Source organism: Oceanibacterium hippocampi (assembly GCF_900172325.1).
GTDB lineage: Bacteria > Pseudomonadota > Alphaproteobacteria > Sneathiellales > Sneathiellaceae > Oceanibacterium > Oceanibacterium hippocampi.
The window spans coordinates 186696-200231 of record NZ_FWFR01000001.1; the positions used below are offsets into that span (position 1 = coordinate 186696).

At 64.5% G+C, this 13536-nt stretch carries 11 protein-coding genes; 3 read left to right on the top strand and 8 right to left on the bottom strand.

All coding sequences use genetic code 11. The annotated features are described in order from the left end of the window. Positions 1-21 precede the first annotated feature (21 nt). The 3 genes from OCH7691_RS00825 to OCH7691_RS00835 form a co-directional block, all read right to left on the bottom strand. Positions 22-1440, bottom strand: a complete 1419-nt coding sequence (locus tag OCH7691_RS00825; protein WP_139839471.1) for a hypothetical protein — start codon at positions 1438-1440, stop codon at positions 22-24. 150 nt (positions 1441-1590) lie between these two features. Continuing rightward, entirely contained in the window at positions 1591-2976 is a 1386-nt protein-coding gene (locus tag OCH7691_RS00830) for a hypothetical protein (RefSeq protein WP_139839472.1), read from the bottom strand. A gap of 82 nt (positions 2977-3058) precedes the next feature. Next, the gene (locus OCH7691_RS00835) at positions 3059-3778 is read right to left on the bottom strand and encodes a DNA-3-methyladenine glycosylase I (RefSeq protein ID WP_217807729.1); all 720 of its coding nucleotides are present in this window, start codon (positions 3776-3778) and stop codon (positions 3059-3061) included. 189 nt (positions 3779-3967) lie between these two features. Between OCH7691_RS00835 and OCH7691_RS00840 the strand changes: the two genes are divergently transcribed. Next, positions 3968-4612, top strand: coding sequence for an MBL fold metallo-hydrolase (locus tag OCH7691_RS00840; protein WP_085881537.1), 645 nt, complete (start codon positions 3968-3970; stop codon positions 4610-4612). 7 nt (positions 4613-4619) lie between these two features. On the opposite strand, the gene OCH7691_RS00845 is transcribed toward OCH7691_RS00840, so the two are convergent. From OCH7691_RS00845 to OCH7691_RS00855, 3 genes are all read right to left on the bottom strand, one after another. Then, positions 4620-5978: an MBL fold metallo-hydrolase RNA specificity domain-containing protein gene (locus OCH7691_RS00845; RefSeq protein ID WP_085883422.1), complete on the bottom strand. Its 1359-nt coding sequence runs from the start codon at positions 5976-5978 to the stop codon at positions 4620-4622. 26 nt (positions 5979-6004) lie between these two features. Beyond that, a complete protein-coding gene (locus tag OCH7691_RS00850) occupies positions 6005-6631 on the bottom strand; it encodes a LysE family translocator (RefSeq protein ID WP_085881538.1) in 627 nt (208 codons plus the stop codon). Between the two features lie 199 nt (positions 6632-6830). Further along, positions 6831-7037 (bottom strand): cold-shock protein, encoded by a 207-nt coding sequence (locus OCH7691_RS00855; protein ID WP_085881539.1) that lies wholly within the window; start codon positions 7035-7037, stop codon positions 6831-6833. Between the two features lie 624 nt (positions 7038-7661). Between OCH7691_RS00855 and gdhA the strand changes: the two genes are divergently transcribed. Continuing rightward, a complete protein-coding gene (gene gdhA / locus OCH7691_RS00860; protein WP_085881540.1) occupies positions 7662-9017 on the top strand; it encodes an NADP-specific glutamate dehydrogenase in 1356 nt (451 codons plus the stop codon). Between the two features lie 68 nt (positions 9018-9085). Here gdhA and OCH7691_RS00865 read toward each other — a convergent pair whose 3' ends face one another. Next, the gene (locus OCH7691_RS00865) at positions 9086-11008 is read right to left on the bottom strand and encodes a flavin-containing monooxygenase (protein WP_085881541.1); all 1923 of its coding nucleotides are present in this window, start codon (positions 11006-11008) and stop codon (positions 9086-9088) included. A gap of 153 nt (positions 11009-11161) precedes the next feature. Between OCH7691_RS00865 and OCH7691_RS00870 the strand changes: the two genes are divergently transcribed. After that, the gene (locus OCH7691_RS00870; RefSeq protein WP_085881542.1) at positions 11162-12715 is read left to right on the top strand and encodes a long-chain-fatty-acid--CoA ligase; all 1554 of its coding nucleotides are present in this window, start codon (positions 11162-11164) and stop codon (positions 12713-12715) included. Positions 12716-12766: 51 nt separating this feature from the next. Here the strand turns inward: OCH7691_RS00870 and OCH7691_RS00875 are convergent, their stop codons facing one another. Continuing rightward, on the bottom strand, positions 12767-13408 hold the full coding sequence (locus tag OCH7691_RS00875) for a hypothetical protein (protein ID WP_139839473.1): 642 nt from the start codon (positions 13406-13408) through the stop codon (positions 12767-12769). Positions 13409-13536 lie beyond the last annotated feature (128 nt).

Consider the following 13536-nt stretch of genomic DNA (forward strand, 5'->3'; position numbering starts at 1 on the left):
CGAGACCCGCCCTGTGAGTGATCAGCCCGGGTTGCGCGTCGCCCTGGCGGCCAAGGGAAATTGTGTGATCAGCGTGTCGATGCGGCTCTTCAATCGTGTTGTGAGACCGACCTTGTCGGCAGCATAGACGGTATCGTTGAGATCATCGGCGGCGACATCAGGTATCACGGCGTCGCGGTTGCATTGCCAGCCGGCACCGGCCGACTTCTTCGCATAGTATTTGCGCGCCATCACCCTGAGAGGATCGTCGAAGATTCTTTTGTAATTGCCGTTCTGAATTTTCACAGCCGCACGCTCTCGCGTGTAGTCTGCAGTCAGAATCGGGATATACGGGTCGAGATTACCGAGATACGCGCCGCCGCTCGGCGGTGATAAAGAGTCGCTTCCCCAAACGAAGCGAACCGACCAGTCGTTCGTTGGGTCATTCATCGCGGCCAGCCATTCCGTGGTATCGGGTTCGTTTCCAACATCCACCACGTTCGTCAGGAACTTGGCGACATAGTCCCATGAAATGTCGAACGCGACATGCTTCAAGTCCTGGTCCGCAATGATTTTCTTCAATCGATCGAGATGCTTCGCAACCACCGCCTTCGAACGCGTCTGCGGTGTGAAGCGGCCGACGCCCGTGTGCGCCCAGATCACGCCAGGCGTCTGGTAATCCGCAAAATACTGTTTCGTCTTCGCGAGAAAGTTGTAGGTCGCGTCGAAATATGCGGCTGTGTTGACCGCATTGCTGTCAAGGAAGTCGTACATGTCGCTGTGCAGGATCACGACGAGCCCAAGTGCCGCGGCGGATCGGAACACCTGGTCGAGCGCACCGTCGTCGAAGCTCGGCCGTGCGCCGGCAACCTTTGTCGAGACGACTTCCTTGTGCACGGTGAATTCGCCAATGCCACGGAAGACGCCGGGATAGACCGCCATCATCCGCATCATGTGGTCCACCGCATGGACGTCGGCCGGGTTGAAGCCGGTAATCATCGGGTCCCAGAATGAGATGCCATTTGGCCCCGCCGTCAGACCAGTCGTATCCGAGCAATAGGCGGCGGCGATCAACGGATCGACACCGGAATAGTAATAAAGCTCAGGATGGGTATCGAGATAGTAGAACGGATGTCCAGCGCCGACGTTCGGATCAATATTCGTGGCAGTCCATGTAATGTTCGTCCCCTTGGCCGGCATTCCCGATAGCGCGGACGGGTCCCAGCGCTGCTGCAGCGGGATACCGAAAAGTGTGGAGCGCGAAATACGGTAGGAAGTGCCATTGATGACTTTCCCGGCCTTCATCGCCTCTCTGAGCGGGCGGATCAGCATCCCGCGATCCTGATTGTAATTCAGATAGTGAAAGTGGCTGTCGTAAAGGCTCTGTTGAGCGTTCGCCGATAGCGCTGGTGTTAGTAGAAAGATCAGGCCCGCAAGCGCCGCAGCGGGGAATTGTTTCATGGCATCCTCCTGTTACCGGAAGCACGGCGCCGCCGCCGCACAGGAAAACGCTATCCATGATTGAATTATTCCGCAAAACTACATTCTTTGGTATGCGGCGAAGACGCCGCCCGAAGGCGGCGTCGATATCGCAATCGGCGGCAGTCTGTTCTATTTCACCTGCACGGCGCGCACGGCCCGAGGATACAACCCGATGACCTCGTCGACGTCTTTTTCGATCGCTTTCAGCAGTTCCTGGCGCTCTTCCTTCGGGTACAGGTCGTCATATCCCTTGAACCAGTCATCGCTGGGGGGCGGTACTACAGTGTCACGTTTGCAATTCCACTTCGTTGCCCCCGTTCTATGGGCGAAATATCCGCGCGCATAGCGCCGCAGCGGGTCGTCGAAGATCATCGCGTAATTGTCTCGCTGCATCAGACGCGCGGGCGCCTGCGTGTACGGCACCCGAAAGATGGCGTCATAATCCTTGATGACGTCCGTGTATTTCTGTTGGTTGGTAGGAGAAAGCGAGTCGCTGCCCCAGACGAAGCGCTTTCCGCGGTTCGCGTTATCATAAAGATTGGCCCAGCCGGCGGGATTGCCGCGGATGAACCGGGCGACGAAATCCCAGGCGATATCGAATCCGACATGGTTGTAGAGGGGATCGTCCAGGATCCGTTGCAAACGGTCGAAATGGGCAAGCTGGATAGTCCGGTCCTTGGGTGCGAATCGGCCGATCCCGGTATGCGCCCAGAGCAGTCCCGGCGTTTTGTAGTTCTTGAAATAGTGACCGACATCCTTCAGCAGCAGCTTGGTCTCGTCGTAATAGGCCGCGTCCTCCGGTCCCTCGTCGAGCAGCGAATACATGTCGGAATGAAGGATCACGACCAGCCCCAGCCGGGAAGCGACATGGATGATCTCGTGCAGTGCCTCGTTGTCGAAGCTCGGCGTCGCGCCGGCAATCTTGGTCGCCACCGCCTCCTTGTGGATGGTGAATTCGCCGATGGCCCGGAAGATCCCGGGATAGACCGTCATCATGCGGACGATATGGTCGGCGCCATGCACGTCGGCCGGGTTGAAGCCGGTAATCGACGGATCCCAGAACGGCGCGCCGTCGCGCGCGGTCAGCCCCTCGACATCATCGCAATAGGCTTCCGCGATCAGCGGATCGACGCCGCTGTAATAATAGAGCTCGGAATGGGTCGGCAGGTAATAGACGGGCTCGTCATCGGGAATGGAAGGCGCACCCCAGGTGAAGCTGCCGTCCCCGTGACCGGCGTCGCGGGCGAGCAGGGCCGAGGGGTCCCAGCGCTGCTGCAGGGGGATCCCGAACAGGGTCGAACGGGTGACTGAATAGTCCGTTCGCGAATCTCCCTGAACGCCATGCGTCATCACACCCCGGACCGTGGCGATCGGCATCCCGAGATCCTGGTTGTAGTTCAGGTAATGGAAATGCGAATCATGCAGCGCCTCCTGCGCGGCGGCCGGTTCGGCCGCCCACAATCCGCCGGCGGCAAACGCCGCCGCCATGACAAGTCCCCTGAAGCAGCGCGTCATTCGATCCCTCCCTTGGCCAGGCCGGCGCCATGCCGGCGGTCAATGCCCGCATAACTAGCAGTGATAATTTTTATTCTCCAATTTACATACATTGGCACGCGCAGCCCTCGGGCCCCGGCGGCGCGACGGAGCGCAGCAGGATCGCCTCGACCTGGCAGAGCGGGCGGCCGCTGTCCGCGGCCCAGGCGTTGAAGAGCGCCTGCAGGATGTCCTGCGACGGCCGGGCCGGCCGGTCGCCCCCGTCGATTTCGACGACGGACCAGTAACGAAGGGCGTCCGCGAGGTCCGGCGTCGGCACGAAACCGTCCTTGCCGATCCGTCGCAGCAGCAACGCAGCGGAAGCGACCCCGAGAAAGCGGAACTCGGCGGCGAGCCGGTGCCACAGCCCGGTGATGTCGCGGACCGGCCATTCGGCGACGGCCAGCGCCAGGCCGCCGCGCGCGCGAAGGCGGATCAGGGCCCGCGCGTTGCGCTGCACGGCACGGATCTTCTTCGCATGCCGGATCAGCTTCTCGTCGGCGGCAAGCGCGTCCAGCCGCGCACCGTCGAAGGCGGCGACCGCGTCCGGGTCGAAGCCCTCGAACGCCGCCTCGAAATCGGGCCATTTCCGCGCCACGACCTCGATACTCTGGCCGCTTTCGAAGGTCGCGCGGGAAATCAGCGCGAGCCAGCGCCGTTCCGCGACCTCGCGCAGCGCGGCGGCCGGCCGCGGATCGGGCAGGGTCGCCGCGAGCCGCAACCTGCCGCCGGCGCGACAGGCCGCCTCGGCCCGGATCCTCCGAAAGGCGAGGCGGCCAGGCACCGGTTCAGGCGCGGGGTTGCCGGAAATGCGGGGTTCGACCATATGGCAGGGACGATTGGCGGCACGGTTCCGTGAACCCGCCCGCCCGGGTCGGCGGCCCGCGGGCTTGTCGCGCCCCGCCGCTTCGCCGATAATCGCGCGCCGCGACCGGCCCCGCCCGTTCCGCTACCGAGGTTTCGAGAGTTTGTCATGAGCCAGCCGCTGCAAGCGACGGTCATTCCCGTCACGCCGTTCCAGCAGAATTCGACGCTGTTCTGGTGCACCGCGACAAAGCGGGGCGCCGTGGTCGATCCGGGCGGCGATCTCGACCGCATCATGGCGGCGGTCGAGCAGCATGGCGTGACGCTCGAGAAGATCCTGGTCACGCATGGCCATATCGACCATGCGGGCGGCGTCGCCGAGCTTGCCGAGACCAAGAACCTGCCGATCGAGGGGCCGCAGAAGGAAGACAGTTTCTGGATCGACCAGCTGGAGGAACAGGGTCAGCGCTTCGGTTTCGCCGGCGCCCGCGTCTTCACGCCCGATCGCTGGCTGAACGACGGCGACCGGGTGACGGTGGGCGAGCTCGAACTGTCGGCGATCCACTGTCCCGGGCACACGCCCGGCCATATCGTCTTCTACTATGCCCCGATGCGGCTTGCGATCGTCGGCGACGTACTGTTCCAGGGATCGATCGGCCGCACCGATTTCCCGCGCGGCGATCACGCTGCGCTGCTGTCCTCGATCAAGGACAAGCTCTGGCCGCTTGGCAACGATGTCACCTTCATTCCCGGCCACGGGCCGCTGTCGACCTTCGGGGACGAGCGGCGCAGCAACCCCTTCGTGCACGATTGACAGGCCGTCAGTCGAGCCGGACGCTGTCGCGGTATTCCGGCACGACGGCGTTCCAGCCGAGCTCCTCCTTGATCCGGTGGCGCAGGGCATCCGCCGCCGCCGGCTCACCGTGGGTGACGAAGGTCATCGCCGGCGCCGTCTCGAAGCCGCCCAGCCAGGCCATCAGCCCGTCGCTGTCGGCATGTGACGAGAGCATCTCGAGATTGTGGACCTCGGCTCTGATCGGCACGTAGCCGCCATGGATCTTTACGCTCTCCGCGCCGGCGACGATCGCCGCGCCGCGCGTGCCGCCCGCCTGGAACCCGGCGAAGACAAGCGCGTTTCGCTCATCGCCGGCGAGATGCTTCAGGTGATGCAGGACCCGCCCGCCGGTCGCCATGCCGCTCGCCGAGATGATGATCTTCGGCATCCGGTTGCCGTTGAGCGCGATAGATTCTTCCGCCGTGCGAACATAGCGCGCCACCGCGCAGACGGCGCGGGCCTCGGCAGCGCTCAGCCGGTGCTCGGCCGAATGGTGGCGGAACAACTCGCTTGCGTCGATGCTCATGGGGCTGTCGAGGAAGACCGGAATATCGGGGATCGCGCCCCGCGCCTTCAGCCGCTCGAGATGATAGAGCAGGCTCTGCGCCCGCCCGACGGCGAAGGACGGGATCAGCACCGTCCCGCCGCGGCTGGCCACCCGGACGATGATCTCGCGCAGCGTCTCCTGGGGATCGCCGTCGAGGTGGCGGCGGTCGCCGTAGGTCGATTCGACGACCAGGTAGTCGGCCGCCCGGATCGTCGTCGGCGGCACCATGATCGGATCGGCGCGACGTCCGAGATCGCCGCTGAAGACGATTGTCCGGCCGTCGACTTCAAGTTCGACGATCGCGGCGCCGAGGATATGGCCGGCCGGGCGCAGCCGGAACCGGATCCGTCGGGAGATCCGGCGCCAGTGATCGAATGGCACCGGCAGCAGCCGCTCAAGGGCAACCTCGGCATCGCGCCGGGTGTAGAGCGGTTTGGCCGGCTTGTGCCGGGAGAACCCGTGCCGGTTGGCGAACTCAGCGTCCTTTTCCTGCAGGAATCCGCTGTCCGGCAGCAGGATCGCGGCCAGGTCGCAGGTCGCGTCGGTGGCATGGACCGCGCCCCGGAAGCCATCGCGGACGAAGGCCGGCAGATAGCCGCTGTGATCGATATGGGCGTGCGTGAGAATGACCGCATCGACCTTGGCCGGGGCGAAGGGAAGCGGCGCCCGATTCCGAAGGCGGAGTTGCTTGAAGCCCTGGAACAGCCCGCAATCGACGAGCACGCGCTGGCGCCCGACCTCGATCAGGTATTTCGACCCGGTGACGGTGCCGACGGCGCCATGAAAGCCGAGCGTCAGGGAACTGGCGGCTGCGCGCGCCGCGCTCACCGGGCCTGCCTGAGCGCCACGGTGACGATGCCCGCGCCGATTAGCGCCGTGCCGCCCAGGCGATTGAAGATCCTGATCGCCCGCGGCGTGCCGAGAAAGCGGCGGGCACCGCCGGCGGCCATCGCGTAGGCAGCCGCGTTGAGCGTCGCCAGCCCGACGAAGGTCGCCGCGATGATCGCGGCCTGCGGCACCGGCGGCGCCGACGGGCTCATGAACTGCGGCAGGAAGGCGATGAAGAAGGCGATGCTCTTCGGGTTCGTCGCGGTCACCGCATAGGCGTGCCAGAGCATTGCCCGGCCGCTTTTCCGCGATGTCGCCGGATCTCCCGCCGGGCTTTCCGGGCGGGCCCGCCAGAGCCGGACGCCGAGATAGACCAGATAGGCGGCACCGACGATTTTCAGCAACGTGAAGAGGCTGGCAGAGGCGGCGAGCAGCGCGCCGAGCCCGGCGAGCGCCAGACTGATCGATGTCAGGTCGCCGAGCGCCACACCGCTGACCGTGTGCAGCGCCGCCCGTCGCCCCTGACCCAGCGCATAGGCAACGACGAGCAATATCGTCGGGCCGGGAATCAGCAGGACGATCTCGGTCGCGACGACGAAGGCAATCCAGGTTTCGAGCGGCATCGGCGTCCCCCCGGCTCAAGTTGGCACAACCCCGAGCCTAGCGCCGACGCGAGCCACGCGCGAGGCGTGAAATCGACCGTAGTGACGCGCGAACGAAAAAGGCGGCCCCCTGGGGGGCCGCCTTCATCGCGGTATCGAGACCGTTCGGTCAGATCGCCTGTGCCGGCCGCCTGCGCAAGGCGCGGGCGGCCGAGGGCAATCAGACGGTCTTGAGATTGGTCGCGGCTTCCTTGCCGTTGCGGCCCGTCTCCAGCTCGTAGCGGACCTTCTGGCCCTCATCGAGGCTGGAAAGACCGGCCTGCTCGACGGCCGAGATATGCACGAACACATCCTTCGAACCATCTTCCGGCGTGATGAAGCCATAGCCTTTGACGGCGTTGAACCACTTGACGGTTCCAGTATCCATAGTGTGTCTCTTTTTCGATCAATGTCAGGCCCCTCCGCCACCGACGGAGGGGTGTCTTTGCGCTGAATTCCTGGGGGCATGAGGCTTGGTCGCGATGACGAAGCGGAAGACGCCGGGTCTTCAAAGCTGACCGCGTATGTAGTGAGCCACAGCAAAAGGGCAATCGAAAAATCGAATATGCCTGCATTTCAGGCGGCGCTATGGCTGTGGCGCCACAGTCCGCGTCCGGCCCGCCCGGGTCCGGCGAGGCCGGTTGGCGACCGGACGGACGGCCTTCGATCAGGGATCCCGGACACGCCTGTTCCGCCTTCCGTCATGTGACGGCGGCCGCATCTTTAATCGCAATTCTCGCATTTAGCAGGACGTAAAGGAATGCTCGGGTTAAATTGGTTCGGTCGCGTCCGCCGCTTCTGACGCCCGATCGGTCTATGGAGAAACGGCCCCGGTCGACAAGGCGACGGCGGCATCCTGAACAGGGTCCCTGGCAGGGGGCGAACTGAAATACGCAGCAAGGGAGCAACATCTCCCCCCTCCGTCGCCGGGTCCGCGATCCGGGGGCAAACAACCATAAGCCACTATCCGCAAACGATCCCGAAAACGGGACGAATCAGCGAGGAGAGAAAAATGGCGGTTTCCGATCACGTCGATATTGATCAATTCATGGCAGGCCTGAAACGGCGCAACCCGGGCGAGACCGAGTTTCATCAGGCGGTCTACGAAGTGGCCATGAATGTCTATGACTATATTCAGGACAAGGAAAAGTATCATCAATGGCAGATCCTGCGGCGGATCGCCGAGCCCGACCGGATCATCATCTTCCGGGTCTGCTGGGAGGACGATAACGGCAATATCCGCGTCAATCGCGGCTACCGCGTCCAGAACAACAATTCGATCGGCCCCTACAAGGGCGGGATCCGCTTCCATCCGAGCGTCAATCTCAGCATCCTCAAGTTCCTGGCCTTCGAGCAGACCTTCAAGAACAGCCTGACCGGTCTGCCGATGGGCGGCGGCAAGGGCGGCTCGGACTTCAACCCGAAGGGCAAGTCCGACAACGAGGTCATGCGTTTCTGCCAGGCCTTCATGAGCGAGCTGTATCGCCATATCGGCGAGGACACCGACGTTCCGGCCGGCGACATCGGCGTGGGTGCCCGCGAGATCGGCTACATGTTCGGCCAGTACAAGCGTCTCAAGAACAGCTTCGTCGGCGTGCTCACCGGAAAGGGCATGGAGTTCGGCGGCAGCCCGATCCGCACCGAGGCGACGGGCTACGGCACGGTCTATTTCATGCAGGACATGCTGGCCCACCAGAAGAACGCGATCGAGGGCAAGACCTGTCTCGTATCCGGCTCGGGCAATGTCGCGACCTATGCGACCGAGAAGCTGACCCAGCTTGGCGGCAAGGTGGTGACGCTCTCCGATTCGACCGGCTTCATCTACGACAAGGAGGGCATCGACAAGGACAAGCTTGCCTTCATCGTCGATCTGAAGGGTCGGCGCCGGGGCCGCATCGAGGAAGCGGCGAAGGAATTCGGCTGCGAGTTCCATGCCGGGAAACGGCCCTGGAGCGTGCCTTGCGATCTGGCCTTCCCCTGCGCGACGCAGAACGAGATCAGCACCAAGGAAGCCCACACGCTGATCGAGAACGGCTGCCAGGGCGTGTCGGAAGGCGCCAACATGCCGACCGAGCAGGAGGGCATCCACGCCTTCACCGCGGCCAAGATCCTGTTCGCGCCGAGCAAGGCGGCCAATGCCGGCGGCGTCGCCGTTTCCGGCCTCGAGATGAGCCAGAACTCGGCCCGGATCACCTGGAAGGAAGCGGAACTGCAACAGCTGCTCCGCGACATCATGCAGGGCATCCACGATCAGTGCCTGCAGTATGGCAAGTCGAAGGACAGCGACTATGTCGACTATGTGAAGGGCGCGAATATCGCCGGCTTCACCAAGGTCGCCGATGCCATGATCGCCTACGGCGTGCTCTGACGCCCGATCGCGACCATCGACGGAGGGCCGCGCCGGCAACGGCGCGGCCCTTTCCGTTCCGGGTGGCTTCAGGCAATGAGGAAATCGTCGAAGTCGGGCTCGGCGGTCATCTCCCAGTAATCGACCAGCCGCCAGGGCGAGTTGGTGATGATCCGTCCCCCGCTGTTCTTGTACCAGTTCCCCATGCCGGGATGAGCCCAGGCCATCCGGGCATTGGCTGCATCGACGCGGTCGTTGTAGGCGTCATGCACTTCAGTCCGGCATTCCAGGCTCCGGTACCCCTTCTCCAGCAACTCGCGCAGGCAGCGCAGCACGTAGCGGACCTGGCATTCGCTGTGGAAGATGATGCCGCCGCCATGCGCCAGGTTGGTATTCGGCCCGTAGATCATGAACAGGTTCGGATAACCCGGCGCGGTGATCCCGAGATAGGCGCGCGGATCCTCCGCGCCCCATTCGTCGCGGAGCCGACGGCCGCCGCGGCCTGTGATCTCCAGCGGCGCAAGCATCCGCCCGGCCTCGAAACCGGTCGCGAAGACGATCGCCTCGACCGCATGACGGCTGCCGTCACGCGTGACGATGGCGCCAGCCTCGAGCCGGTCGATCCCTTCCGTCACCAGTTCGACATTCGGGTGCTTCAGCATCTTGTACCAGTGATTGTCGATCAGGATCCGCTTGTCATAGGGCGGGTAGTCGGGCGTCACCTTGGCCAGCAGTTCCCGGTCGTCGCCGATCTCGCGCGCGATATGGCGCAACAGCCCCCGGCGATGGCGCTCGTTCAGGGCGTTGAGCGAGCGCTCCGGATGCGGCCAGGCCGGATCCATCGTGAGCGCCTGGTGGAGGCCGTCGGCGAAGGCCCAGAAAAGCTGGAATCGATACCAGGCCGCGTACCAGGGCAGATGCCTGAGCGCCCATTTCTTGCCCGGGCCGACCGCGCGATGATAGTTCGGATTCGGCACCACCCAATGGGGCGAACGCTGAAAGATCGTCAGATGGCCGACCTTCTGGGCGAGCGCCGGTCCGGCCTGCATGCCGCTCGCCCCGGTGCCGATCATGGCGACACGCCGCCCTTCGAGATCGGCGTCCGCCGGCCAGCGCGCCGTGTGGAAGGCCGGCCCAGCGAACGTATCGAGGCCGTTCAGCGCCGGCACCTTCGGCCGGTTGAGTTGGCCGACCGCGGTGATCAGCGCGTTGGCCGAAAGCACTTCCCGCGCGCCGTCGGCTGCGCGGATCGCGATCCGCCAGAGGCCCGCGGCCTCGTCGTACCGCGCCACCGTCGCCTCGGTCCGGAAGCGGATCAGCCGGTCCAGACCGAAGCGGCCTGCGCAGCGCTCGAAATAGGCGAACAGTTCGTCGCGCCGTGAGAAGAAGTCCGGCCAGTCGTGATTGGGCGCGAACGAATAGGAATAGAAATGGTTCGGCGTGTCGACACCGCAGCCCGGGTAGCGGTTCTCGTACCAGGTGCCGCCGACCCGGTCGTTCTTCTCGACGATCGTGAAGCGGATCCCGGCTTCCTGGAGGCGCACGGCGGCGCACAGACCCGACATTCCGGCACCGACGATGACCACGTGAAAATCGCCGAGCGCCGCCGGGTCAGGCTGCTTGCGCCAGCAGATGCCACGCGGATCCGGTTCGAGGAAACCCAGGTCCTCGCGCATCATCGGCACATACTCGTCGGCCACGGCCTCGCCGACCCCGACACTCATCATCTTCTGCAGGAGCGTCGCGTCCGGCGGCGGCCGGAACGGGCGGCCGCTCGCCGCATGATCCGTCAGCACCGCCGCGAGGCGGCCGCGGATCCCGGCCTTGCCGTCCTCGGGGATCGATTCGGAATAATCCCACGGCCCCTTGATGTAACCGCCGAATCGGTCGAGCAGCGCCGCATCGCCGGTCAGCTGGACAAGGACCATCAGCAATGTCGTGATATCGGCTTCGGCCAGAGCCGCCTCGAGCCGCTCCCCCTTGGCCGCGATCGCCGCGAAATCGAAGCCCATGCCACACCGCTGTCCGAATGCACGTTTGGTCAAGTCTGCTGGCAAATCGAACGGTGGGCAAGCCCGCCACACTTGCAGTCCGGGCACCGCTCCGGAAAGATGGCGGCAACGAAAGATCCGGACGAACACGGACAAGGGGGAGGAACCGGGATCATGCTGACCGGCGACATGCTGCGGCGCTCGGCCGCGCGCTTTCCTGACAAGACCGCCGTCATCTGGGGCGAGAGCCGGCTGCGCTATCGGGACTTCGACACGGCCGCGAACCGGTTGGCCCATGCCCTCCTCGACCTCGGACTCGCGAAAGGCGCCAAGGTCGCGATTCTCTCACGGAACCGGACCGAGTACGCGATCGCCTTCTTCGGCAGCGCCCGGGCGGGCACCGTGCTGGTCAATGTCTCGGTGCTCTACGCGCCGGCCGAGTTGGCCTACGTGCTCGACAAGGCGGATGCGGAGGTCCTGATCTTCGAGGACCTGTTCGCCGAGAAGGTCGCCGAGGTTCGCGACGCGCTACCCGGGATCCGCCACTATGTCGTGCTCGGCGACAGCCGATCCGGACGCCTCGCGGGCGGCGCCCGCAGTTTCGACGACCTGCTGAAAGGCCGCCCGGGCGACGAGCCGAAGATCGCGATCGACGAACGCGACCCGTTCTGCATGACCTATACCGGCGGCACGACTGGCCGGCCCAAGGGCGTTCTGGTAAGCCATCGCGCCCGCGCGGTCACCGCGCACACGGTCGTCGTCGAGGAGCGGCTGGAAAGCCGCGACGTGGTGGCGATCGTCACGCCGATGTTCCATGTCGCGGCACTCAACATCATGTTCCAGCCGGCAATCCTGGTCGGCGCCACCGTCAGCCTGCTCGCGAAATGGGACGTCGCGGATTTCCGCCGACTCGTCGCGCGCGACCGGGTGACGGCCGCCTTCATGGTCCCGACCCAGGCGACGATGCTGGTGCAGGCAGCCGAATTCGATGCCGCCGAACTCGCAAGCTGGCGCAAGCTCTCTTTCGCCGGGGCGCCGATGCCGGATTGGGTGCAACGTGCCCTGATGGAAAAGCTGCCCGGGCTCCGCCTGACCCAGATCTACGGTCAGTCGGAGATGGGGGTGATCGCCGCCCTGCCCCACTGGCGGCTTCCCGAGAAGCTCGGCAGTGTCGGCCGCATGCCCTTCAACGCCGACATCGCCTGCGTCGATCCGGACGGGCGGCCCGTACCGCCTGGCGAGATCGGTGAACTGGTCTCGCGCGGCGACAACCTGATGATCGAATATTACGGAGAGCCGGAGCAGACCGCAGCCTTCTTCCGTCACGGCGACGGATGGGGCTGGTCGGGCGACCTCGGGACCATCGACGCGGATGGCTTCGTCACGCTGATCGATCGCTCCAAGGAGATGATCATCTCCGGCGGCGAGAATATCTATCCGAAGGAAATCGAGAACGCGCTCTACGAACATCCGTCGGTCGCCGAATGCGCCGTCTTCGGCATTCCGGACGACCATTTCGGCGAGGTCCCCGCCGCCCATGTCGCGCTGAAAAGCGGCGCCGGCACGAGCGTCGGCGAACTCGAAGCCCATTGCACAAGCCGGCTGGCGCGCTTCAAGCGGCCGCGCCTGATCGTCTTCGTCGAGACCTTCCCGAAGACCGCGATCGGCAAGATCCAGAAGACCGTGATCCGGGATGCCTACTGGCAGGGTCGCGACCGGGAAATATGAAGGGCGCCACGAGGGCGCCCTTCACAATCAGACCGAAACCGGGGCCGGCTATCAGGCCGCGCGGCGCCTCAATGCGAGGCCGAGACCGGCGAGCGCGAAGCCGAAGACCAGAGCCGACATCGGCTCCGGCACGTCGACGGTCACGCTGGCGACCCGGAAACCGCTTTCCGGATTGCCGGTCGAGACGACGAGCCACGGCGCGCCGGCAAGATCCACGGCCTGGCTCTGCGGGTTGACCGCGCTCGACCCGACGAGCGTGCCCAGGAAGGTGAAGGCGCCGGAGAAATCGGCCGCCTGCTGCGCCCAGAAATCGGCCTCTTCACCGTTGTTGAGCTGCCAGATATCGACCGAGACGACCTTGCCGAGATCGGTGAAGAAGGACAGCCATTCGGCGGTCGGCGGCAGCCCGCCCGGATTGTTGATCTGCGTGCTGCCGTTGCCTTCCGCGCCGAGGCCGTTGGCATTGGTACGGATGTCGACCGAGTTGACCGTGGTCAGGAAGTCCGGTGTGGCGAAAGCCTCGACCGTGAGGTTTGCCCCACCCTGGCTGTAGGTGAAGGAATGCTGGTTCTGACCCTGGTTCCCGAACGGGCCCGAACTGGTGAAATCGAAGGTGACGAGCGCGGCATGCGCCGTGCCTACCATCGCCATCGTCGCCAACGCACCGACCAGAAGTCCGCGTAATGCCTTCATGTTCGCCTCCTTGTTATTGTAAGGGTGCGCGGCGCCAACCGCAGCGTTCCCCCGTGCCGACTCGGACGCAAGAAACAAGCCAAATTCGACTTAGTTAATATTAATGATTAAACCGGCAGTTTGGAATC

Excerpts from the sequence above, each read along its gene's own strand:
- OCH7691_RS00870 (WP_085881542.1), top strand. The coding sequence starts at position 11,162 with ATGCTGACCGGCGACATGCTGCGGCGCTCGGCCGCGCGCTTTCCTGAC.
- gdhA (WP_085881540.1), top strand. The coding sequence starts at position 7,662 with ATGGCGGTTTCCGATCACGTCGATATTGATCAATTCATGGCAGGCCTG.
- OCH7691_RS00825 (WP_139839471.1), bottom strand. The coding sequence starts at position 1,440 with ATGAAACAATTCCCCGCTGCGGCGCTTGCGGGCCTGATCTTTCTACTA.
- OCH7691_RS00855 (WP_085881539.1), bottom strand. The coding sequence starts at position 7,037 with ATGGATACTGGAACCGTCAAGTGGTTCAACGCCGTCAAAGGCTATGGC.
- OCH7691_RS00875 (WP_139839473.1), bottom strand. The coding sequence starts at position 13,408 with ATGAAGGCATTACGCGGACTTCTGGTCGGTGCGTTGGCGACGATGGCG.
- OCH7691_RS00865 (WP_085881541.1), bottom strand. The coding sequence starts at position 11,008 with ATGGGCTTCGATTTCGCGGCGATCGCGGCCAAGGGGGAGCGGCTCGAG.
- OCH7691_RS00840 (WP_085881537.1), top strand. The coding sequence starts at position 3,968 with ATGAGCCAGCCGCTGCAAGCGACGGTCATTCCCGTCACGCCGTTCCAG.
- OCH7691_RS00830 (WP_139839472.1), bottom strand. The coding sequence starts at position 2,976 with ATGACGCGCTGCTTCAGGGGACTTGTCATGGCGGCGGCGTTTGCCGCC.
- OCH7691_RS00850 (WP_085881538.1), bottom strand. The coding sequence starts at position 6,631 with ATGCCGCTCGAAACCTGGATTGCCTTCGTCGTCGCGACCGAGATCGTC.